This window comes from Nitrosospira multiformis ATCC 25196, from assembly GCF_000196355.1.
In the GTDB taxonomy this organism is placed as follows: Bacteria; Pseudomonadota; Gammaproteobacteria; order Burkholderiales; family Nitrosomonadaceae; genus Nitrosospira; species Nitrosospira multiformis.
In genome coordinates this window covers 330,093-353,387 of the sequence record NC_007614.1, presented here as the reverse complement: position 1 = coordinate 353,387, position 23,295 = coordinate 330,093, and the positions used below count along the sequence as shown (strand labels likewise).

The window sequence follows — 23,295 nt, the reverse complement described above, 5'->3', positions numbered from 1 at the left end:
ATCTTGAAATGAAAAGGGTTGTAGCGATGGCAGCGGCCTTGGGCATTATTATGGGTGCATATGCAGTGGAGAAAATCACGATACCTGCGCAGGCAACGGATTACGTTGTTCTAGGGATGGGGTGCTTCTGGGGTGCGGAGAAGCGCATGGGAGAAATTCCCGGGGTCGTCGATGTGGAAAGCGGTTATGCAGGCGGTGACCTTCCCGGCGCTGGTTACCAGGACATTTTGAATCATGAAAGAGCGCTTCGCACCGGCAAAACCACAGGACGCAATCATGCGGAAGTGGTCAAGGTGGTTTTCGATCCGAACAAGGTAACGCTGGAAACAGTGCTGGCCAAATTCTGGGAGAGCCATGATCCCACTCAGGGCAATCGCCAGGGGAACGATATCGGCAGTAATTATCGCAGTGCCATCTATTACCATGACGCGAACCAGAAGGCTATGGGACTGGCAACCCGGACTGCTTATCAGAAAGCACTCGATGCCGCGGGCTATGACAGAATCACCACCGAGATCCTGCCGCTCAAGAATTACATCACCGCTGAGGAATATCACCAGAACTATCTGAAAAAGAATCCCGATGGGTATTGCGGTTTGGGTGGTACCGGAGTGAAATACCCCCGGGCAGTCGGGAAAGTTGCACCGATGCAGGTACCCCCCATCTCTTCCGGGACTTCTTCGGCTTCGACATCGCCCAAAATGGGCATCGAGCCCCTGAAGAGCGACGATCTGAATCCTGTCCGGCAGCTGGTGGCGTTCGAGGCCGAGCATTGCGAATTTTGCGAGCGCTTCGAAAAAGACATAATGAGCCACTGGCAAGCGGAAGTGCCGATTGCCAGGACGTTGAACTCGAATCCGCCCAGCGGTTGGGCTCTGGAAAAACCCTTGTTCGCGGCACCCACCATCGTGCTGTTCAAGAACGGCCGGGAAGTTGCGCGCTATACGGGATACAACGGCGAGAAATCCAATTTCTGGAAATGGCTCGGCTTTCAACTGCTGTCGCCCGAGCAGCAGAAAATCGCCTTCAAGCGAGGTACCGAACCTCCTTTTACCGCATCCAATCTGGATGAAAAGCGTCCCGGAAGATTTGTCGACCCTGTCACCGGTGCCACCCTCTTTTACAGCAATAGCAAATTTGAAAGCGGAACGGGGTGGCCCAGTTTCTTTGAACCCGTGGAAGGCGCCGTTACCCTGCACGAAGACAACTCTCACGGCATGAAACGGATTGAAGTACGGAGCGCAAGCTCCGGCATTCATCTCGGCCATCTATTTCATGACGGACCGCCTCCGAGCCACAAGCGCTATTGCATCAATGGAAACGTCCTCAAATTCGTCGCGGACCGATGAATCCGACCGGGAACTTAACCAACCCCACACACCCGCCGATTGCCCCCTTTCACGATGAGAACATGCAACTCCTCGTCCTGGATGTCGCAGGTGATTCGGTAATCTCCGGCACGGTAGCGCCAGTAGCCGAAAAATTGAGAAGCAAGCAAGGGTTCGCCGAGGCAGCGCGCATCTTCCAGGAGTACGATGCGTCCGTTCAGGTATTTCAGAAGGCGCTGGCGCGCTTGGGGATCCATCTTGTCCAGATCCCGTTGGGCCGCCGGATTGAAACTAATCCTGTATGTCATACTTCCTCATGATGTCCTCGAGCGGAATCATCTTTTCGCCTTTGAGACGGGAAAGCATGACTACCCGGTCAGCTTCAAGCGCATCTTCCAGTGCCTCGATGCCGTTCCGCGCGAGTTCGATCAGATAATATTGCTTGTTATGACCGTATTCCTCCACGAGCCGGGTTAGCCGCTCGTCGATATCCGGACCGAGACGAACGGTGATCTCGTTGATTGCTTCGGGTTCAGTCCGGATGCTCATGCGGTCTTCTTCATTTCGTGCCGGGTCCTGGCGGTTGAATTTGAAAACGGCCGGGAGCGTGTCCCGATATTTGCGCAACGCGTCGAGTTCTTCCTTCATTTTATCCACCCTTTTATATTGAGCTGTCATTTGTCCTTCCCTTGTCCGGCGATCTTGATTTCCCCTGGCCCCATTTCATGATTTTCAGGAGCTATATATATTAAAAAAATAAAGAATGTTCGCGCAGTGGATAACTTATAAATTGACTGATATTTTTTACTTGTTGAAAGAAACGCGATGCATATTCCCGGATAACGTATTTGATATCCCGGATGATAGTGTAGTGCATCACCGGAAAGCCTGGGAGACAAAGCTCAGGTATTATTGTGTTGCGGGCAATATTGGAACTGCCTTTGTGTAAACAGAGGAGTTGGGCGGGGCCAGTTACAAGGCAGTATCCGTAAAGGGTTTTGAAAGAAGATTTCCTGAATGACTAGGCCAGGGTCGAACGGAAGTCAGGAAAGCTTATGCTTCTGTTGTGCAGCCCGGGAACCCCCTGAACCAGGAATAACCCTGCGGGAACCTTCGCTGGACGGAGCCTTATCCATTCATCAGGCGTCCATCAGATTTGGAGTAGCTGTCTGTCGTCTCATAGGAGATAGGAGACCCATTCACTTTCGTAATTCGCAATCCCCCAGACGTTCGCATACGGCGAGCAAGTCAATATCGGTGTGGCCCGTTTGATCAATGAAGGCAATTGCCATTTCTTCGCGGTAATCATAACCACCTCCTCCGGTCTTTCTGAATGCCAATCCGCCGGAGAATGAAGCTTCTTCATCTTTCATGAGTCCCACCCGTACAGCGGTTCTGGGTGACATATACCCATCCGCTGTGTAGAAAAAGACGCTGTGACGCAGGGCTGCGGCCAGTACCCATGCGACAATCACGGTACTCGATATCGCAACAGCAGTAGTGATAGCGGCTAGTTTCATTAAATAATTTTCTTCTGGCGAAGTAAAGCGACGGGCTGTAAACCTTCAAACGAGGAGTCATCCGGCTACTCATTGGCTCCAGCTTTACAACAAAAACCCCATTCCTATGAAAGCGAATGGGGTACCGCCAACCGTTACAATCTGGACCGTTCGGGAGTTACAGAAGGAGTCATTCCCCTTAGCGGTCTCAAGATCAGAGGAACGCTGCCGCCACCAGTGCTACCGTCATACCCATCAAATAGGAAACGGTAAGAAGTTTTCCCATTTTCATCGCCCTTTCTCCTTATGGTGAAAGACACGCCTATCATAGCTGTATTGTTAAGAATTTGTTATTTTTTTGTGATACTACTGTTAGGACACTTATTGATCAGCCAGGTTCCCTTCAAACAATTTCTTCTGAGATTCGGAAAGAATTGCTGACGAAGCTTGAGGCGGCGAACGATGTTCGCTGGAGTGATGGTAGCTGCGTAATGGTATGGCAATAGCACGCCGCGGGAAAAACTGTCAATGCACATGTCTCGCCTTCCTCTCCTCTATGACACTTATAGAAAACAGGACAAGCGGAATAGTTCCACTTCGCAGCTTCAAGTTCAGGTGGGACAGATACTATATTGGCAAAACCGGCTTGCTACCTGCCTCCTTGTTTTATTGACGCCTTGCATGACCCAGATGCCGCAATCGCTTTTAACCGCCGCTCGCAGTCATCGAGGCAATGCAATGCCTCCAAGCCCGGTTCCGTGTTGTATATCTTTTTCCGGGGAGACTATGGAACTGGGGCAGGAGCTCCTATCAGAGCAAAGATAAAGATTCCGGTTCGTTCCCGGTTCATTCGGTCCGCTCATGACCTATTCCGTCAGCTTCTTCCTCAATATCTCATTCACCTGCGCTGGATTCGCTTTGCCTCTGGCGGCCTTCATCACTTGGCCCATCAGGGCGTTGAAGGCCTTTTCCTTGCCTGCCTTGAATTCCTCTACCGATTTCGGGTTGGCGGCCAGCACTTCATGTACCAAATTCTCCAATGCGCTTGAATCGGATATCTGCCTCAGTCCTTGTGAATCGATAATCCGGTCTGCAAGGCCCTCATCCACTCCCTCGCTATTCCTCCATGAGATGCTCTCCGTACCTGCCTGCGCCCACATCTGTCTGAACACATCCTTGGCGATCTTTCCAGAAATGGTTCCATCCTTGATGCGCAGAAGAAGTTGCGCAAGCTGTGCAGGAGATAACGGACAAACATCGAACGACTTTCCTTCATTATTGAGATAAGCCGATACCTCTCCCATTACCCAGTTTGCGCACAGTTTAGGGTCGGAAGGAAGTTTTCCTACGACTGCCTCATAATATTCCGAGATATCACGGTCTCCGGTGAGCAAGAGCGCATCGTACATCGAAAGCCCATAGTCATGCTCGAACCGTGTCCGTATTTGTTGGGGCAGTTCAGGCAACCCTTTCTTCACTTCCTCGATCCAGTTCCCGGATATCTCGAGCGGCAGCAGATCCGGATCTGGAAAATAGCGGTAATCCTGGGCGTCTTCCTTGCTTCGCATTGCGCGCGTTTCACCCTTTTCCGGATCGAAGAGGCGCGTCTGTTGCTGTATGGACCCTCCGTCTTCGAGGATTTCGACCTGCCGCCTGACCTCGTAATCGATCGCCTTCTCGAGAAAACGGAACGAGTTGAGGTTCTTTATTTCACAGCGGGTACCGAGCTTGTCCGACCCCCGGGGACGCACAGACACGTTAGCATCGCAGCGAAAGGAACCCTCCTGCATGTTGCCATCGCAGATGCCGATCCAGCGGACGAGCGTATGCAATGTCTTTGCATATGCCACGGCTTCGGCGCTGCTGCGCATATCCGGTTCGGAAACGATCTCAAGCAGGGGTGTGCCGGCGCGATTGAGATCGATACCGCTCATGCCGTGAAAATCCTCGTGCAACGACTTGCCTGCATCCTCCTCCAGATGCGCCCGCACGAGGCGCACGGTTTTTTCCTGCTCTTTCCCATCCTGGACGACCTGAAGCTGGATGTGCCCCCCTTCGACCACCGGCAACTCGTATTGACTGATCTGATACCCCTTGGGCAGATCCGGATAAAAATAATTCTTGCGGGCAAAAATGGAAGGCGAATTGATTTTTGCTCCCACTGCCAGGCCAAACCTGATTGCACGCTCCACCGCGCCCCGATTCAATACCGGCAACACACCGGGCAGCGCAAGATCGACAGCGCAGGCCTCCGCATTGGGCGCGGCGCCAAAAGCGGTGGAAGCCCCGGAGAATATTTTGGACTCGGTCGAGAGCTGGGCATGAACCTCAAGACCGATAACGGTTTCCCATTGCATTTTAGAATACCCTTTTCTGATACGGATGCCTTATGAGGGATGAGTAGCGACTTGAACTAAGCGGCTCGCCACAACTGACCATCTGCTCTCTACTCCTTTGGCATTCGTGTATGCCAATCTGATTCAAGCTGATATTGATGGGCCACGTTCAGCATTTGCGCCTCGGCAAAATAATTGCCGATGATGTGCAATCCAACCGGTCTGTTTTTATGCCCGAAGCCAACCGGAATGGACATCGCGGGTAGGCCGGCCAGGTTAACCGCAATAGTGTAGGCATCGGATAAGTACATCTGAACCGGGTCGCTGCTTCTCTCTCCGAGGTCGAATGCCACTGTAGGAGAAGTGGGGCCCATGATGATGTCGCACTCCTTGAATGCCTCGGCGAAATCCTGTGCCATCAGGCGGCGCAGCTTCTGCGCCTGGATGTAGTACGCGTCATAATATCCATGCGACAGCACATAAGTGCCGATCAGGATGCGGCGTTTCACCTCTGAACCAAAGCCCTGCGCACGGGTTTTCCGATACATGTCGTTGAGATCCAGGTAATCGGGAGCACGATAACCGTAGCGTACGCCATCAAAGCGCGACAGGTTGCTCGAAGCTTCGGCGGGGGCAAGCACGTAATAAACCGGAACCGAAAGCTTCGTATTAGGCAGCGACACCTCCACCGTTTCGGCTCCCAGCTTGCGATACTGGCCAATGGCGGCTTCTACCGCGCGCGCCACGTCCTCGGCTATTTCCTTGACGAAATATTCCTTTGGCAGGCCAATGCGCAGACCGTCGAGCGGCTTTTCCAGGTCGCGTGTGTAATCTTCCGGTTCGCGCTCGAGACTGGTTGAATCGCGGGCATCGAACCCTGCCATGACGTTGAGCATCAGCCCCAGGTCTTCCGCTGATTTAGCCATCGGCCCACCCTGATCGAGGCTGGATGCGAAGGCGATCATGCCATAGCGCGATACCAGCCCGTATGTCGGCTTGAGGCCTGAAATGCCGCATAACGCCGCCGGTTGCCGGATCGAGCCACCGGTGTCCGTCCCGGTCGCCGCAGGCGCCATACGTGCTGCCACCGCGCAGGCGGAACCGCCGGAGCTTCCCCCTGGCACGGCTGCGGTATCCCAGGGATTTTTTACCGGCCCGTAAAAGGAGGTTTCATTGCTGGAACCCATGGCGAATTCGTCCATATTGGTTTTACCAATATTGACTGCGCCCACGGCATTGAAGCGCCCGATCACGTGGGCGTCATAGGGCGAGATGAAATTCGACAGCATTTTCGATCCGCAGGTAGTGAGCCAGCCCTTGGTACAGAAGATATCCTTTTGTGCAATGGGAACGCCGGTCAGGGGCTGCCCGCGCCCGGATCCGATCAAGATGTCCGCAGCCTGCGCCTGCGCGAGGCTCGTCCTTTCATCGAGAGTGATGAAGGCGTTGTATTCGGGATTAAGCGCTCGGGAACGCTTGAGAAATTCACTAGTCAACTCAACGCTGGAAATTTTCCTTGCGGCAAGCATCGCGGAAAGTTGCTTGAGGCTGGCATTCAACATGGCTGATGGCTGGTTTTCGCTGGATGAAGCAAAATGAAGCAAAACGTGAAAAGGCTCCTGGAAGGAGAATAGAAATTACAGGGGAGCCGTCCGCAGAGATCCTGCGTGGCGCTACTCGATAACGCTACTCGATGACTTTAGGCACCAGATAAAGTCCCGCTTCTACCTGGGGAGCTACCGACTGGAACAGCTCGCGCTGATCGATTTCCGTGGCGCCATCTGCTCGCAGACGCTGCATTACATCCTGCGCATGCGACATGGGGGTTATCGCCGATACATCCACTGCCTGCATCTGCTCGATGAGGCCAAATATGCCTGATAACTGGATCAACGCCTTGCGCGCCTCATCTTCGCTGATCTCGATGCGCGCCAGATTTGCAACACGTTTCACATCATCCAGAGACAGAGACATTTCCGGCTAAATCCTTTATAACCCTTATATTCAAATAGCTAATAGAGTATCATAGCCCGATTCTTTTCACCTGCTTTTAATTACTATCCTCCGCGACGGACTCCGTAAATCATGCTTAATTTTTTAAATAACAGTGTATTGAAGGGTTACTTTTCGACCGACATGGCGATAGATCTGGGGACGGCGAACACTCTGATCTACGTGCGCGGTCAAGGCATTGTCCTCAATGAACCCTCAGTGGTAGCGATACGCCAGGATGGGGGTCCCAACGGCAAGAAAATCATCCAGCAGGTAGGGCTGGCTGCCAAGCAGATGCTCGGGCGCACGCCCGGCAACATCACGGCCATCCGGCCAATGAAAGATGGCGTCATTGCGGATTTCACCGTTACGGAACAGATGCTGAAGCATTTCATCAGAAAGGTAAATCCTCCGCGGCTGTTTTCCGCCAACCCGCGGATTGTCATCTGCGTACCCTGCGGTTCGACTCAGGTCGAGCGCCGCGCCATTCGCGAAGCGGCTTATGGGGCGGGCGCCCGCAAGGTGGAATTGATCGAGGAGCCGGTGGCGGCTGCCATCGGCGCCAATCTGCCGGTCGATGAAGCCACCGGCTCCATGGTGGTCGATATAGGGGGCGGCACGACCGAAGTCGGTGTGATCTCGCTGGGCGGCGTCGTTTACTCGAGTTCGGTACGCGTCGGAGGAGACAAGTTTGACGAGGCCATCATCAACTACATACGCCGCAATTACGGGATGCTGATCGGTGAAGTAACCGCCGAATTGATCAAGAAGGAAATCGGCTCCGCATTTCCGGGATCGGAAGTACGCGAACTGGAAGTCAAGGGCCGTAACCTGGCAGAAGGTATTCCACGCAGCTTTACCATTTCGAGCAATGAAGTGCTTGAAGCGCTGACCGAGCCGTTGAACAACATCGTAAGCGCTGTCAAATCCGCACTGGAGCATACCGCGCCTGAACTCGGAGCCGATATCGCCGAAAAAGGCCTGGTGCTCACGGGCGGAGGCGCCCTGCTTCGCGACATCGACCGGCTGCTTATGGAAGAAACCGGACTTTCCGTCATCATCGCAGAAGACCCGCTTACTGCCGTCGTGCGTGGATCAGGGATTGCACTGGAAAATATGGATCACCTGGTTGGCATATTCGCCAGTGACTGATAACCTTTATAAATTGCGCTACTGCCAGCTCTCACTACCGCCTTCAATGCACCGCACCTTCCAGTCCCTGCAAATCGGGAACATAAAATCTCGCACATGATAGAAATCTCTCCCCGGTTTTTCAGGCACAGTCCCAGTTTACTGGCCCGGACGGCTTTTTTTGTCATGCTGTCATTGCTTCTTATGGCACTGGATAGCCGATCCAAGTATCTCGGCGGCGTGCGGGAAATCTTTTCCGTGATAGTTTATCCGCTGCAGAAATTGGCTCATATGCCCATGGCAATGTACGATGCCACAAGCGAACTCTTCCAGCATGGCGAGATAGCGGAGGAAAATGCACGTCTCAAGCAGCAGCATCTCGTTGACAAAGGCCAGCTCCTCCGGCTGCGTGCGCTGGAAGCCGAGAATACTCAGCTGCGCAAGCTCCTGAATACGACGCAGCGTATTGAAAACAAGGCAACAGTGGCGGAAATCCTGCGCGTGCCGCATGATCCATTCAATCGCAAGGTATTGCTTGACAAGGGCAGCATGGCCGGAATCGAGTCGGGGCAGGTCGTCGTGGATGATATGGGCGTGGTGGGACAGGTTACCCGCAATTACCCCCTGGCCTCGGAAGTGACTCTTCTCACGGACAGGGACCATTCCGTTCCCGTGCAAGTAGTACGCAACGGCCTGCGCTCGATCATATCAGGCACCGGCAGGGAAGGAGTTCTGGAGTTGAGGTATATGGCAATCAACACCGACATTCAGGAAGGGGACGTCCTGGTTACATCCGGGATAGATGGCATCTATCCCGCGGGGCTTCCCGTTGCTGCAGTATCCCAGATCGAGCGTAATCCCAATTATATCTTTGCGCGCATCATCTGCACGCCTGCTTCCGGTGTGAATCAGAATCGGCAGCTGTTAATCCTTTCCACGCGGGCGCCTCGTACCGGAACACCGGCAGAAGCGACCAAAACGAAGCCCCGCCCCCAGGAAGCGAGAAGACAGTGACGCTCGCTAATTCATCCAGGCACGAAATTCTGATGCCAGCCAAAAGCTGGTTCATCATGCTCAGCCTGATCGTGGCGCTACTCCTGAATCTCATACCCGTCACAGGCACCGCTCGGACGCTGCAGCCCGATTTTGTCGCGCTGGTGATGCTTTACTGGTATCTCAACGAACCCCAGCGTGTGGGCATTGGCATGGCATTCTGGATGGGTCTGCTCATGGATCTGAGCAATGCCAGTACCTTCGGGCAACACGCGCTCGGGTACAGCGTAATGGCGTTCATGGCACTGGTCTTCAACCGGCGCATGGGTATCTTCGAAGGATATAAACAAGCTCCCCAGATAGGACTGGTTCTGCTTTCAGGGCAGATCGTCACACTTCTTGCCGGGCTGTTTGCCGGTTCTCCTTTCCCCGGCTGGAACTTCTTTCTTGGCAGCATTGTCGGCATGTTACTGTGGCCGCTTCTCTCAGCCATATTGAGGGTGCCGCAGAAACCCTGGTCTGCTTCCGATGCAAGATGAATCACAGAATCGAGCTTCGAAGCTACTCGCGTGAGTTACACAATTTCCGCCTGCGGCTGGCGATAAGCGCCGGCTTCATGCTGCTGCTCTTCCTGCTGCTGTTCGCACGCTTCTTTTACCTGCAGGTTTCTCAGCGTGAGCATTATCACACGCTGGCGGAAGCAAATCGCATTTCCATTGCGCCGATCGTTCCCAACCGCGGCCTGATTTTTGACCGCAATGGCGTCGTGCTCGCTCATAATTATTCTGCCTATACACTCGAAATCGTTCCGAGCAGGATCGGAAATCTCGAGCGCCTCATCAATGAGCTGACGACGGTAGTGGAGATCTCCGCGCGTGACCGCAAGCGCTTCAAGAAATTGATGGAGGAGAACAGAAGATTCGAAAGCTTGCCTATTCGCACGCGATTATCGGACGTGGAGGTTGCCCGCTTCGCCGCCAACCGCTATCGCTTTCCGGGAGTGGAAATCAAGGCGCGGCCGTTCCGCCAGTATCCCAAAGGCGAGTTCGCCTCTCACGTGGTGGGTTACATAGGGCGCATCAATGACAAGGATCTGGAACGGCTGGAGGCTGACAGCGAACTCGCCAATTACCGCGGTTCCCAGCACATGGGAAAAATCGGCATCGAACAGAGCTATGAGAGGGAATTGCACGGCATCACCGGAATCGAGGAGATGGAAACCGACGCAGGCGGCCGTGCAATTCGCGTCATATCCCGCACACCGCCGATTGCGGGCAGGAATCTCAAGCTATCGCTCGATTTCAAATTGCAGGAAGTCGCGGAAAAGGCGTTTGGCAACCGGCGTGGCGCACTTGTCGCCATAGAACCGGCAACGGGAGACGTGCTCGCATTCGTGAGCAGACCGGGGTTCGATCCGAATCTTTTTGTAGACGGGATCGACACCGAGAATTGGGAATTGCTGAACAATTCCATCGATCGGCCGCTGAACAATCGGGCTTTGCGTGGCGTATACCCGCCCGGCTCGACGTTCAAACCCTTCATGGCTCTGGCTGGTCTGGAACTCAAGAAGCGTTGGCCGGGAAGCGCGATCAGCGATCCCGGCTACTTCAGCCTGCCCGGAAGCACTCACCGTTTTCGCGACTGGAAAGCCGGCGGTCACGGCCTCGTGGATCTCCACAAATCGCTGGTTATCTCTTGCGACACTTATTACTATTCGCTGGCTCATGACCTCGGGATCGATAATATCTACAATTTTACCAGTCAGTTCGGGTTGGGGAAAAAGACCGGGATCGATATCGAAGGCGAAGCCGCCGGCCTGTTGCCCTCTCAGGAGTGGAAAATGCAACGGCATAAACAGAACTGGTTTGCGGGCGATACGATTTCTGTGGGGATTGGCCAGGGTTATAATCTGACCACGCCGCTGCAACTGGCATTTGCAACCGCTGTGCTTGCCGGCAACGGCGCTGCGTTCCGTCCCCATCTCGTCAAGCAGGTCCTGGACAGTAACAACCGGATCGTACGGGAATTCGGCACAAGTCCGCTGTACCGGCTCAAACTCGATCCCGCCAATTTGAAGGCGGTACATAATGCGCTGGTCGATGTAACCCGTCCGGGCGGCACAGCCGCGGTCGCCGGTGCAGGGGCCGCTTATACCTTTGCCGGAAAAACGGGGACTGCACAGGTAGTGGGGGTAAAACAGGGGGAAAAGTATGAGGAAAGCAAGCTCGATGAACGGCATCGTGATCATGCGCTATTTATAAGCTATGCTCCCGCTGAAAACCCCAAAATTGCGCTGTCCGTTCTGGTGGAAAATGGCGGCCATGGCGGTTCGGCAGCGGCACCGATTGCCCGCGTGGTGATGGATTACTATCTGCTGGGTAAACTGCCTAAGGAAGCAGCTGCACAGCCTGTCGATCAGGTGGACGAAGAGGAGGATGAGGAGCACCAGCAGAACCGGGAGGACGGGCATGGCTAGACTTCCACACGCAGGGCACTACTTTACGCGCTACATCGATGGTCTTCTGCTTTGTGGAATTCTCCTGCTCATGGCAACGGGACTTATCACACTTTTCAGCGCAACGGATGCCAATAGTGCGCGCGTCACGAGTCAGGCGATTAATATGCTGGTCGCGCTCAGCGTGATGTGGCTGGTCGCCAACATTCCGTTGGAGCATATCATGCGGATCGCCTTACCGTTATACGTGGCGGGCCTTTTCCTGCTGCTCTGCGTCGCGCTGTTCGGAGAGGTCAACAATGGCGCGAGGCGCTGGCTGAACCTGGGTGTAACCCGCATCCAGCCCTCCGAACTGATGAAGATTGCCGTACCGCTGATGATGGCCTGGTACTTCGACAAGCACGAGACAACCTTGCGGCTGCGGGATTACGGTGTGGCCACCCTGCTGCTGCTGGCTCCGGTACTGTTGATCCTGCGCCAGCCTGATCTTGGAACCGCGCTGCTCATTGCCTCGAGCGGTTTTTATGTCCTGTTCTTTTCCGGGTTATCCTGGCGCATCATGGCGGCGGTGGCGATTGCAGGGGGAGCAAGCCTTCCGCTGCTCTGGTCCATGATGCATGATTATCAGCGCAAGCGCGTCATGACGCTTCTTGACCCGACGCAGGACGCGCTTGGCGCCGGCTACCATACCATTCAATCCACTATTGCCATCGGCTCCGGGGGGGTGCTGGGCAAGGGCTGGCAGCAAGGCACCCAAACCCATCTTGCGTTCCTCCCCGAGAGAAGCACTGATTTCATCTTCGCGGTATTCTCCGAAGAATTCGGTCTGCTCGGCAATTTGCTGCTGCTGCTGTTGTATCTGGCTCTCATCGCCCGTGGGATGGTGATTGCCGCCAACGCTTCCACCCAGTTTACCCGCCTCATCGCCGCTTCCATCACACTGACTTTCTTCACCTACATCTTCGTCAACATCGGGATGGTCATCGGCATTCTGCCCGTGGTAGGGGTGCCTTTGCCCCTGATCAGCTATGGCGGCACATCAATGGTGACAATGTTGCTGGGATTTGGTATTTTGATGAGTATCCAGACTCATCCGAAGCTTGTTAAGACGTGATACTTATGGATAAACTCCCTGCCTGCCTGTCCCTCATACCGTCAACTGCGCAGTCAAGAGGCCAGCCGGTTGCCAGGCGATGCGCCGCCTGGATGGCTGCACTGACTATTCCGGTTTTCCTCACCGGCTGCGGCACCTTTTTCAAGCTGGAGAAAAGCGAGGAAAAGAGTGTGAAGCCTTCACCGGTCTCCACTCTGTTCGGAGGCAAGAAAAAGGGAGGCGGTTATTACCTGGATGATGGTCCCGGCGACAATCCGCCAGCCGATCTCCATCTGATCCCTGATGCCGTGCCGCGGGAAGAACCCTTGCGCGCCTCCACCATGCGGCCTTATTCAGCTCTCGGAAAACGGTATAAACCGATGACGCGTCACGAGCGCTATAAAACGCGGGGAATGGCATCCTGGTATGGGCGCCGCTATCACGGGCAGAAGACCGCGTCGGGGGAAGTCTACGATATGTATGCCATGACGGCTGCACACCCTACCCTCCCCATTCCGAGCTACGCACGCGTGACAAGCGTGACGAGCGGAAAATCCGTGGTGGTGCGTGTCAATGACAGGGGGCCTTTCCTCTCCAATCGCCTCATTGATCTTTCCTATACCGCCGCATATAAACTGGATGTACTGGGTGGGGGCAGCGGTCTGGTCGAAGTGGAATCCATTGTGCCCGGAACGGGTAGTTTCACGCAGCTTGCCGCAGCTGCCTCTGCCGAGCGTCCAGGTTCAACATCCAGCCCCTCCAGGTTTCTCCCCGGCTCTCCCACCAATCTAAATGGGCAGGGAATCATAGCTGACCAATCGGTGACGGTCACTCCCCCTACCGATCCCGACTCCAATGAAGCGCAGCCGGGTCTGTTCCAGGCTTCTTTTGCGCCCGCAGTAGCTGATACGCCCCCCGGCCCCAGCCTTGCCGGCGAAGGCGCTCCTGTCTCATCTCCCGAAACGCCTGCTGCCGTTCCTGCGGGGATCTACCTGCAATTGGGAGCCTTCAATGCGTATGACAATGCGGATAATTTTGTCGTCCGCATGAGAAACGAATTACCATCGCTGATGACCAGCCTGGATATCGTTGCAAAGGATGGCCTGTTCAAGGTCCATGCGGGTCCTTACCCTGACCGTGCCTTGGCCAGAAAGGCTGCGGACAAAATCGCCGAAGCGCTGTCAATCAAGCCGGTGCTGCTGATGCGGTAGGCCGCACATCCTTTTCATCGCGAAGCCACACAAATCTGCTCCCCATCCGGCGGTTGCTTGGCAATCCAGCAGCCGCAGAAGGGTTTCCGATTTGAACTTTCCGCTTTAATTTTCCGCTTCAGATGGGCAGAATGGTATGTAAGCGTGTATTTTGCTCGGGCAATTCCTATTCACGGTTATGAGGGCGGAAAAAATGCAGATCAGGGATCAGGTTACGCCGGCAACGATTCTTGCAGAACTGGTCAGTCATGCACGGGCCCAGCCTGCGGATACTCAAGGCTTCTGTCACGTAAATTGCCAGGATCTATATGGCCGGTTTCATGCCAAAGCCGAACGTATCTTCGCCTCCTTCGACAAGTATATTCCTCTGACCTGGTACCTCTGGCGCGCAGGGGAGAGCGCAACGGACATCGCGATGAGATATTCGAGCGAATTTCTGTCAGGAGGTACAGACCGGTTTATCGGGATGCGCCTGATCTCCAGTGATGAATTGGCGGCGGGTGATAATCAGGCAACAAAAATAGGGGCCCAGATTCGCGAATTGCAGAAAGATTACGACGCACTGCTGGAAAGGTATTTCCTGCTGCTTTGTACCGACGATGAAAAGCAGCAGGAAAAAATTGAATCGATTATCGAGGCGCTGAAGGCGGATACCACCATCGTTACTGTTGTTCCACGCTATGCGTGGTCTTTTTTTGCCATGGAAGATGCGGTGATCGACGCGGTGGTGGACCGTTTGATATACCCGGATGATTATGTGCGGCGGCAAGCCCGGGAGCAAGTATCGGGACTCGACAGGAGGAGACTTGTCCTGCTGCTGTCATGCCTGATCCATGGGATCGAGGAGAACGGTTGTTTCACCGTTTCTGACGACTTTGTAATGCACAACGAACTCGTGCAGGAATTTGAAAAAGATAATCCGGAAGAACGCGGCTCCGTGGCGGAAGATGTCATCGCGATGGATGGAAGATTTTTCTTTCGCGAGGCAGATGTGAATGGGTTCGAAATCTATCAGGACAGCGTGTCCGCTGTTATAGCCCTGTATTATGACGCGAAGGTTCGGTACAGCCACACCGGGGATGAGGCCGTACACTATCTCTATACCCTCCTGGAACAAACAGGTGAAACAACCTGAGTGTTCGCTGGGCACTGCCGCCGGGATGCAACTGCAACTATATGGCTGAAAACCGGCTTTAGCCAATAGTCAGTTCAATAGATACTTCTTACTCCACCGTCACTGATTTCGCCAGGTTTCTCGGCTTATCCACATCCGTACCTTTTTGCAGCGCGACGTGATAGGCGAGAAGCTGCAGGGGGATGGTGTGGAGGATGGGGCTGAGCATTCCCGCATGTTCCGCCAGACGAATGATGTGTACGCCTTCGCTTTCCTGGATGTGGGAATCGGCATCGGCGAAAACGTAGAGCTCTCCCCCACGGGCACGTACTTCCTGCAGGTTTGACTTGAGTTTTTCCAGCAGTGCATCATTGGGAGCTATGGCGACGACGGGCATATCCTTATCCACCAGCGCAAGCGGACCGTGCTTCAGTTCCCCGGCAGCATAAGCTTCGGCATGGATATAGGAAATTTCCTTGAGCTTGAGCGCGCCCTCCAGCGCAATGGGATAGTGCATGCCGCGGCCAAGAAACAGGGCATGGCGTTTCTCGGCAAATCTTTCCGCCCAGGCTTTCACCTGCGGCTCCACCTGCAGGCTGTGCTGAAGCGCGACGGGCAGGTGGCGCAGCGCAGCAATCATCTGGCGCTCACTCTCACCCGACAGTTTGCCGTTCAATTTCGCCAGCGTCATGGTGAGCAGCATCAGCGCGGCAAGCTGTGTGGTGAACGCCTTGGTCGAGGCCACACCGATTTCCGGGCCAGCCCGGGTGAGAAAGCGTAAGTCCGTCTGGCGCACGAGCGCGCTTTCAGCCACATTGCAGATCCCCAGACTGTAACGATGCCCGAGTGATTTTGCATAACTCAGGGCGGCCAGGGTATCCGCTGTTTCTCCCGATTGGGAGATGCCCACGATCAGGGTATCTGCTCCAACCGCCGGATTACGGTAGCGATATTCGCTCGCGATCTCGACATTGCAGGGAATTCCGGCCACGGTTTCGAGCCAGTAGCGGGCGACGACGCCAGCGTGATAGCTGGTGCCACACGCCAGGATGAGGATACTTCTGGTATTTTTGAAGATGTTCTCCGCCTCGGTGCCAAACAGGCGCGGAGAGATGGATTGCGCATTGAGCACCATTTCCAGCGTGTTCGCCACGACGCCGGGTTGCTCGAATATCTCCTTCTGCATGAAGTGGGCATAAGGGCCCATCTCCACCGCTTCGTTTGTCAGCTCACTTTCCTGTACCGCACGTGCGACTTCTGCGCGGGCGCCATCGTAGCGGCAATTGACGATGCGGTAGCCGTCCTGGCGCAATTCGGCGACATCGCCCTCTTCCAGATAGATCATGCGCCGGGTAACCTGCAGCAAGGCGGAAGCATCCGACGCAGCGTAGATCCCGTTTTCGCCCAAGCCAAGCAGCAGTGGCGCTCCATTGCGGCAAACGATGAGGCGCTCCGGCCTTGCTTCCTCCATTACTGCAATTGCATACGCGCCCCGCAATTCGCCCACCGAACGGCATACCGCTTCGAATAAATCCGGGTTTTCCCTGAGATGAGACGAAATGAGATGAGCGATGACTTCCGTGTCGGTCTCGGAACTGAATTCGAACCCTGTCTTCTGCAAACGCTGCCGCAGCACTTCATGATTTTCGATAATGCCGTTATGCACCACCGCCACTTTTGGGGTCTCTCCGGAAAAATGAGGATGGGCATTGCGCTCGGATGGAGCGCCGTGGGTAGCCCAGCGGGTATGGGCAATACCCACGTCCCCGGTGAAGTGTTGCTCATCCGCAAGTTTGCTGAGTTCGGCGACTCGACCGGTGGTGCGCAACCGATGCAGGCGACCATTGTTCAGGGCAATGCCGGCTGAATCATATCCGCGGTATTCCAGTCGGCGCAGGCCTTCAATCAGAGTGGGGACGATATTGGTTTTTGCGACTGCACCGACGATTCCACACATCAAAAGACTCCTTTCTTACAGATACCAGCAATTGGCGCGGTTCAAGGATGGAAAAAGATGAAGGCTATGCTTAATTTTTGGGCTTCGGTTTTTTTACGGGGCGTTTCCAACCATCGATACTCAACTGCTTCGCTCGCGAAAGCGTCAACATATCAGGTGGCGTATCCCTGGTAATGGTCGAACCTGCACCGATCGTGGAACCGCGGGCAACTCTGACCGGTGCTATCAACTGGGTATCGGAGCCCACAAAGACATCATCCTCGATGATGGTCTGGTATTTGTTGGCGCCGTCATAATTGCAGGTAATCGTGCCTGCGCCGATGTTGACACTCCTGCCCACCACGGCATCTCCGATGTAACTCAGGTGGTTTGCCTTGCTGCCAGCCGCAAGGGCACTGTTCTTGACTTCGACGAAATTGCCGATGTGCACTTCATCCTCCAGTCGCGTGCCCGGCCGAATACGGGCGTAAGGACCGATACGACAATTTCGACCAATTTCCGCAGCCTCTATCAGGCTGAATGGCGCGATGACCGAATCCGCGGCTACCCGCACGTCTTTCAGTATGGTGTGAGCACCCACTTTTACGCCATCATCCAGTTGAACGTCCCCTTCAAATATGCAGTTGATATCGATCATAACATCTCTGCCGCAAGAAAGTTTACCGCGGATATCGATGCGCGCCGGATCAGCCAGCGCTACGCCCTGCTCCAGCAATTTATTGGCCTGCGCTGTCTGATAGATGCGTTCCAGTCCGGCGAGCTGAACCTTGCTGTTGACTCCCGTAGTTTCCCATACATAAGCGGGATTGGCTGTTGCTACCTTTACCCCATCCTTTACCGCCATCGCGACAATATCCGTCAGATAATACTCACCTTGCGCGTTGTTGTTTTCAAGCTTGCACAACCAGCCGTGAAGATAGCGATTCGGAACCGCCATGATGCCCGTATTGATTTCACCGATGCTGCGCTGGGATTCACTGGCGTCTTTCTCCTCGACAATAGCGGCGACTTCACCCGTTTCGCTATGCCGAACGATTCTACCGTAGCCCGCTGGATCAGGAAGTTCTACCGTCAGCAAACCTAATGTTTGCTTTCCCGCCATCGCGATCAGTTTTTTTAATGTTTCGACACTGGTCAGAGGCACGTCGCCATACAGAATAAGTGTAATGCCCTCTTTCTCGATATGAGGCAGCGCCTGCATCACTGCGTGACCCGTTCCGAGTTGTGGGATCTGTGGCACCCAGATAAGGCTTTCATCCGCTATTGTTTGCGGGACTGTTTCCCCCCCATGCCCGTAAATGACACAAGTTGTATGGGGCGCTAATGCGCGGGCGGTATCGAGCACGTGCACCAGGAGAGGCTTGCCTGCGAGGGGATGCAACACTTTCGGCAGCGCAGAGTACATGCGTTTTCCGAGACCGGCAGCAAGAACGACGATGTTCAGTTTGGACACATTCATGAAAATATCAGGACATGCGGGAACGTGTAATATTCAACCCGCAAAGGTAGATCAACTGCAGGAAGTTGAGGTTGAAGCGGATTTACAAATGGAAACCGGATTAATTTATCATATAGCGGGCACAAATCCAAATGAAGTGTCAAATTGGAACCGTGCCGTCAAGCGGCTCTGATTGAAGTATTTCCGCTCGGACCTTCCAGCAACGCAGCAATGAACGGGGGATACGAGACCACATACTCAAGCCCAGCTATAATTCGAAGCAGTGATACCGATGTCTTTACAGGCAGGCGGTTCAATTGAGCGTAAGCTTTTGACTGCTCGTCAGCTTGACTTCAGGAATTGATTTGCAGAATTGAAAAAGGGCGGAAATACCGCCCTTTTTCAATTCCAGTTCGAGTATCAGTGGCCGCGTTTCCGCAGTTTCTGAATAGCGGCCAATTGCGCAATCGCTTCACTCAATTCTGCCTGCGCTCGTGCGTAATCCAGAGTAGACGCTCGATCCCTCACCGCTTCTTCCGCATGCTTCTTGGCCTCGATGGCCTTTGCTTCATCGAGGTCGGCGCCTCGGACCGCGGTGTCAGCAAGGATAGTGACGATATCTGGCTGGATTTCAAGCATACCGCCGGAAACATAGACCAATTCCTCTTCTTTCAGCGGTGCCTTGATGCGTACTGATCCAGGTTTGATGCGCGTCAGCATGGGAGTGTGCTGTGGGTATATGCCCACCTCACCTCCTTCTGCGGGCGCAACCAGAAATTCAGCCGGACCGGAGTAAATGGATTCCTCCGCGCTGACGATATCAACGTGAAACACGCCCATTTTAGTTCCCATTCATCATTGAATCGGGATGACTGCTTTATCCAGCCACCCGATTCATCAACTCGATTATTGCAAGGTTTTGGCTTTTTCAACCGCCTCGTCTATCCCACCCACCATGTAAAATGCCTGCTCGGGCAGATGGTCATATTCTCCCGACACAATGCCCTTGAAGCCTTTGATGGTCTCTTTCAGAGGTACGTATTTTCCCGGTGCACCGGTAAACACTTCGGCCACGTTAAAGGGTTGTGAAAGGAACCGCTGGATTTTGCGCGCCCTTGCCACCGCCAGCTTATCTTCAGGAGAGAGTTCATCCATTCCGAGAATTGCGATGATATCGCGCAATTCCTTATAGCGTTGCAGGGTTTGCTGCACTGCCCGGGCAGTCGAGTAGTGCTCTTCGCCCACCACGAGAGGATCAAGCTGACGCGAGGTCGAGTCGAGAGGATCAACCGCTGGATAGATCCCCAGCGAAGCAATATCACGCGAAAGCACGACGGTAGCATCCAGGTGGCCGAAGGTTGTAGCAGGCGATGGATCGGTCAAATCGTCCGCAGGCACATATACCGCTTGAATGGAGGTAATGGAGCCCGACTTGGTGGAGGTAATGCGCTCCTGCAAACGGCCCATTTCCTCAGCCAATGTCGGCTGATAACCCACGGCGGATGGCATCCGGCCCAGCAACGCGGATACTTCCGTACCCGCCAGGGTGAAACGATAGATATTATCCACGAACAGCAACACGTCCCTGCCTTCGTCGCGGAAATGTTCCGCCATGGTCAGACCTGTAAGCGCCACCCGCAACCGGTTACCGGGAGGCTCATTCATCTGGCCGTATACCAGGGCAACCTTGTCGAGTACGTTGGAATCCTTCATTTCATGGTAGAAGTCATTCCCTTCCCGAGTACGCTCCCCCACGCCTGCAAATACGGAATATCCACTATGCTCGATGGCAATGTTGCGGATCAGCTCCATCATGTTCACGGTTTTGCCTACGCCAGCACCGCCGAACAATCCCACCTTGCCACCCTTGGCAAAGGGACAAACGAGATCGATAACCTTGATCCCTGTTTCCAGCAGCTCGGTGGACGCGGACAATTCGTCAAAAGCGGGGGCTTTCTGATGAATCGATCTGTTCTGCTCGGCGCCGATAGGTCCCATTTCGTCTATTGGCGTACCCAGGACATCCATGATCCGCCCCAGGGTCTTGGTGCCGACAGGAACACGGATCTGATCACCGGTGTTTGTTACCATCATGCCGCGCCGCAACCCCTCGGAGGAACCGAGCGCAATTGTGCGAACGACGCCGTCACCCAGCTGCTGCTGCACTTCGAGCGTAAGTTCCGACCCCTCAAGAACGAGCGCGTCATATACCTTGGGCATCTCTTCACGTGCAAACTCGACGTCGACCACCGCGCCGATACACTGAACAATTTTTCCCTGGTTCATATTGTTCCTCAAAAAATCAATTCAAATTATTCAAACGGCCGCCGCGCCACCGACAATTTCGGACAGCTCCTTGGTAATGGCAGCCTGCCGCGATTTGTTGTAAATCAGCGTCAGTTCGTTGATGACGTTGCCGGCATTGTCCGACGCGGCCTTCATCGCCACCATGCGCGCGGATTGCTCGGACGCAATATTTTCCGTCAATGCCTGGTAAATCAGCGCCTCGACGTATCGCACCATGATGTCATCAATGACGGGTTTGGCTTCGGGTTCATAAATGTAATCCCACACGCCACGCTGTCCGGTCGGTCTATCACTGGCTCTGAGACGTTCATCGGAAAGCGGAAGCAATTGCTCCATCACCGGTTCCTGTTTCATCGTGTTGATGAAGCGGGTATAAAAAAGATATACGCGGTCGAAACGATCCTGATTATAACCATCCAGCAATATCTTTATTGCTCCGATCAACCGCTCCAGATCCGGCGCATCCCCGAGACTCACGGCATGCGAGATGACATTGGCGCCCATACGGTTCATGAACCCCAATCCCTTGTTGCCGATACAGCATACCTCGATCTGTTCGCCTTCCGCTTCCCAGGCTTTCATTTTGCTTACCGCCATGCGCAGCACGTTTGTGTTGAGTCCACCGCACAAACCCTTGTCGGAGGTAACCACAATGATGCCTATGCGCTTTACCGTATCGCGTTCTATCAGGAACGGATGGCGGTATTCGGTGTAAGCACGGCTCATGTGGGCTGCGACGTTGCGAATCTTCTCGCCGTATGGCCTGGCTTTTTTCATGCGTTCCTGCGCCCGGCGCATCTTGGATGCAGCCACCATTTCCATCGCGCGCGTGATCTTCTGCGTGTTCTTTACGCTTTTGATCTTGTTGCGTATTTCCCTGCTGCCTGCCATCGGTCAGTATGTTCCGTTTTTCTTGAAATCCTGGATTGCCGCATCGAGTTCCTTCTCGGTTTCCGCATCCAGATCCTTGGTGGTCTCTATCTTGTCCAGAATTGCCCCATACTTGCTACGAATGAAACCTCTGAGTGCAGATTCAAAGGCCAACGCGCGGCTTACTTCCACATCATCCAGGTATCCTTTGTTGACGGCAAACAGGGTAAGCGCCATTTCGGATACGCTCAGGGTTGAGTACTGAGGCTGCTTCATCAGTTCCGTCACCATCTTGCCGCGCTCAAGCTGCTTGCGTGTCGCTTCATCGAGGTCGGAGGCGAACTGGGCAAATGCGGCAAGTTCCCGGTATTGCGCCAATGCGAGACGCACGCCGCCACCCAGTTTCTTGATGACTTTGGTCTGCGCGGCGCCCCCTACACGAGAGACTGAAATACCGGCGTTGATAGCTGGCCGGATACCTGCATTGAACAGGTCGGATTCCAGAAAAATCTGGCCATCAGTAATGGAGATAACGTTGGTGGGAACGAATGCAGTCACGTCACCCGCCTGGGTTTCGATCACAGGCAAGGCTGTCAGCGAACCCGTCTTGCCTTTGACTGCGCCATTCGTCTCTTTTTCCACATAGGCCGCGCTGACACGCGCTGCGCGTTCCAGCAGCCGCGAGTGCAAATAAAACACATCTCCAGGATAGGCTTCCCGGCCAGGAGGGCGGCGCAACAACAGGGAAATCTGCCGATAAGCCCATGCTTGCTTGGTCAAATCGTCATAAACAATCAGCGCGTCCCTGCCGGTATCGCGGAAATACTCGCCCATCGTGCAACCGGAATAAGGGGCGATAAACTGCATCGCGGCCGACTCCGAAGCGGTGGCAGCCACGACGATGGTATATTCCATCGCCCCATGCTCTTCCAGCTTCCGCACTACGTTACTGATCGACGACGCTTTCTGACCGATCGCAACGTAGATGCAAATCATGTTCTCACCCTTCTGGTTGATGATTGCATCCACAGCTACTGCCGTTTTTCCCGTTTGACGATCTCCAATGATCAGTTCACGCTGGCCGCGCCCGATGGGAACCATTGCGTCGATCGCCTTCAGCCCGGTCTGCACCGGCTGATTCACCGATTGACGCCACACCACGCCCGGTGCAATCTTTTCTATCGGCTCGGAGTGCTTGGTTGTTATCGGCCCCTTGCCGTCGATGGGCTGCCCCAGCGCGTTGACTACACGGCCGATCAGTTCCTCTCCTACCGGAACTTCCAGAATGCGGCCCGTGCACTTGACGGTATCGCCCTCGGTAATGTGCTCATACTCACCCAGAACAACCGCGCCCACTGAATCGCGCTCCAGATTGAGCGCAAGACCGAAGGTATTACCCGGGAACTCAAGCATTTCGCCCTGCATCACATCAGACAGTCCATGGATGCGCACGATGCCGTCGGTCACGGAAACCACCGTGCCTTGTGTCCGGACTTCGGCGGTTGCTTCAAGCCCTTCAATTCTGCTTTTGATCAGTTCACTGATCTCGGATGGATTTAAATGCATTTTTT

Annotated in this window: 21 protein-coding genes; 9 read left to right on the top strand and 12 right to left on the bottom strand. The window is 54.4% G+C overall.

Features of this window, described 5'->3' with window-relative positions:
* Positions 1-8 precede the first annotated feature (8 nt).
* A complete protein-coding gene (gene msrA, locus NMUL_RS01730) occupies positions 9-1,349 on the top strand; it encodes a peptide-methionine (S)-S-oxide reductase MsrA (RefSeq protein WP_011379689.1) in 1,341 nt (446 codons plus the stop codon).
* A 14-nt stretch (positions 1,350-1,363) separates the two neighbouring features.
* Here msrA and NMUL_RS01725 read toward each other — a convergent pair whose 3' ends face one another.
* The 6 genes from NMUL_RS01725 to gatC form a co-directional block, all read right to left on the bottom strand.
* Positions 1,364-1,636: a type II toxin-antitoxin system RelE family toxin gene (locus NMUL_RS01725; protein ID WP_011379688.1), complete on the bottom strand. Its 273-nt coding sequence runs from the start codon at positions 1,634-1,636 to the stop codon at positions 1,364-1,366.
* Complete coding sequence (locus NMUL_RS14795; protein ID WP_011379687.1) at positions 1,620-2,006, bottom strand: helix-turn-helix protein, CopG; 387 nt, start codon at positions 2,004-2,006, stop codon at positions 1,620-1,622. The genes NMUL_RS01725 and NMUL_RS14795 overlap by 17 nt, the downstream gene beginning before the upstream one ends.
* Positions 2,007-2,527: 521 nt before the next feature.
* The gene (locus NMUL_RS01710) at positions 2,528-2,848 is read right to left on the bottom strand and encodes a hypothetical protein (protein WP_011379686.1); all 321 of its coding nucleotides are present in this window, start codon (positions 2,846-2,848) and stop codon (positions 2,528-2,530) included.
* Between the two features lie 845 nt (positions 2,849-3,693).
* Positions 3,694-5,184 carry an Asp-tRNA(Asn)/Glu-tRNA(Gln) amidotransferase subunit GatB gene (gene gatB, locus NMUL_RS01705; protein WP_011379685.1) on the bottom strand — a complete coding sequence of 497 codons (1,491 nt, stop codon included), beginning with the start codon at positions 5,182-5,184 and terminating at the stop codon, positions 3,694-3,696.
* Positions 5,185-5,273: 89 nt separating this feature from the next.
* Positions 5,274-6,725 (bottom strand): Asp-tRNA(Asn)/Glu-tRNA(Gln) amidotransferase subunit GatA, encoded by a 1,452-nt coding sequence (gene gatA / locus NMUL_RS01700; RefSeq protein WP_041352745.1) that lies wholly within the window; start codon positions 6,723-6,725, stop codon positions 5,274-5,276.
* A 124-nt stretch (positions 6,726-6,849) separates the two neighbouring features.
* Entirely contained in the window at positions 6,850-7,137 is a 288-nt protein-coding gene (gatC, locus tag NMUL_RS01695) for an Asp-tRNA(Asn)/Glu-tRNA(Gln) amidotransferase subunit GatC (RefSeq protein WP_011379683.1), read from the bottom strand.
* 111 nt (positions 7,138-7,248) lie between these two features.
* Here gatC and NMUL_RS01690 point away from each other — a divergent pair, with 111 nt between their 5' ends.
* From NMUL_RS01690 to NMUL_RS01660, 7 genes are all read left to right on the top strand, one after another.
* On the top strand, positions 7,249-8,307 hold the full coding sequence (locus NMUL_RS01690; protein WP_011379682.1) for a rod shape-determining protein: 1,059 nt from the start codon (positions 7,249-7,251) through the stop codon (positions 8,305-8,307).
* 96 nt (positions 8,308-8,403) lie between these two features.
* Positions 8,404-9,300 (top strand): rod shape-determining protein MreC, encoded by an 897-nt coding sequence (gene mreC / locus NMUL_RS01685; RefSeq protein ID WP_011379681.1) that lies wholly within the window; start codon positions 8,404-8,406, stop codon positions 9,298-9,300.
* Positions 9,301-9,332: 32 nt separating this feature from the next.
* Positions 9,333-9,818, top strand: coding sequence for a rod shape-determining protein MreD (gene mreD, locus NMUL_RS01680; protein WP_041352744.1), 486 nt, complete (start codon positions 9,333-9,335; stop codon positions 9,816-9,818).
* The gene (mrdA, locus tag NMUL_RS01675) at positions 9,815-11,755 is read left to right on the top strand and encodes a penicillin-binding protein 2 (RefSeq protein WP_011379679.1); all 1,941 of its coding nucleotides are present in this window, start codon (positions 9,815-9,817) and stop codon (positions 11,753-11,755) included. The genes mreD and mrdA overlap by 4 nt, the downstream gene beginning before the upstream one ends.
* Positions 11,748-12,848 (top strand): rod shape-determining protein RodA, encoded by a 1,101-nt coding sequence (gene rodA / locus NMUL_RS01670; RefSeq protein WP_011379678.1) that lies wholly within the window; start codon positions 11,748-11,750, stop codon positions 12,846-12,848. The genes mrdA and rodA overlap by 8 nt, the downstream gene beginning before the upstream one ends.
* A 5-nt stretch (positions 12,849-12,853) precedes the next feature.
* Complete coding sequence (locus NMUL_RS15150) at positions 12,854-14,038, top strand: septal ring lytic transglycosylase RlpA family protein (protein WP_011379677.1); 1,185 nt, start codon at positions 12,854-12,856, stop codon at positions 14,036-14,038.
* 193 nt (positions 14,039-14,231) lie between these two features.
* A complete protein-coding gene (locus NMUL_RS01660; RefSeq protein WP_011379676.1) occupies positions 14,232-15,173 on the top strand; it encodes a hypothetical protein in 942 nt (313 codons plus the stop codon).
* 88 nt (positions 15,174-15,261) lie between these two features.
* Here NMUL_RS01660 and glmS read toward each other — a convergent pair whose 3' ends face one another.
* Both glmS and glmU read right to left on the bottom strand, forming a co-directional pair.
* Entirely contained in the window at positions 15,262-17,109 is a 1,848-nt protein-coding gene (glmS, locus tag NMUL_RS01655) for a glutamine--fructose-6-phosphate transaminase (isomerizing) (RefSeq protein WP_011379675.1), read from the bottom strand.
* Between the two features lie 70 nt (positions 17,110-17,179).
* Entirely contained in the window at positions 17,180-18,568 is a 1,389-nt protein-coding gene (glmU, locus tag NMUL_RS01650) for a bifunctional UDP-N-acetylglucosamine diphosphorylase/glucosamine-1-phosphate N-acetyltransferase GlmU (protein ID WP_011379674.1), read from the bottom strand.
* On the opposite strand from glmU, the gene NMUL_RS15885 reads away from it, so the two are divergent.
* A complete protein-coding gene (locus NMUL_RS15885; protein WP_167535545.1) occupies positions 18,567-18,740 on the top strand; it encodes a hypothetical protein in 174 nt (57 codons plus the stop codon). The two genes, glmU and NMUL_RS15885, sit on opposite strands and share 2 nt — an antisense overlap.
* Before the next feature lie 227 nt (positions 18,741-18,967).
* On the opposite strand, the gene NMUL_RS01645 is transcribed toward NMUL_RS15885, so the two are convergent.
* The 4 genes from NMUL_RS01645 to atpA form a co-directional block, all read right to left on the bottom strand.
* Positions 18,968-19,387 carry a F0F1 ATP synthase subunit epsilon gene (locus NMUL_RS01645; RefSeq protein ID WP_011379673.1) on the bottom strand — a complete coding sequence of 140 codons (420 nt, stop codon included), beginning with the start codon at positions 19,385-19,387 and terminating at the stop codon, positions 18,968-18,970.
* A 66-nt stretch (positions 19,388-19,453) separates the two neighbouring features.
* Positions 19,454-20,833, bottom strand: a complete 1,380-nt coding sequence (gene atpD, locus NMUL_RS01640; RefSeq protein ID WP_011379672.1) for a F0F1 ATP synthase subunit beta — start codon at positions 20,831-20,833, stop codon at positions 19,454-19,456.
* Positions 20,834-20,863: 30 nt separating this feature from the next.
* Positions 20,864-21,745, bottom strand: coding sequence for a F0F1 ATP synthase subunit gamma (gene atpG / locus NMUL_RS01635; protein WP_011379671.1), 882 nt, complete (start codon positions 21,743-21,745; stop codon positions 20,864-20,866).
* Between the two features lie 3 nt (positions 21,746-21,748).
* Positions 21,749-23,290 (bottom strand): F0F1 ATP synthase subunit alpha, encoded by a 1,542-nt coding sequence (gene atpA / locus NMUL_RS01630; RefSeq protein ID WP_011379670.1) that lies wholly within the window; start codon positions 23,288-23,290, stop codon positions 21,749-21,751.
* Positions 23,291-23,295: the final 5 nt, after the last annotated feature.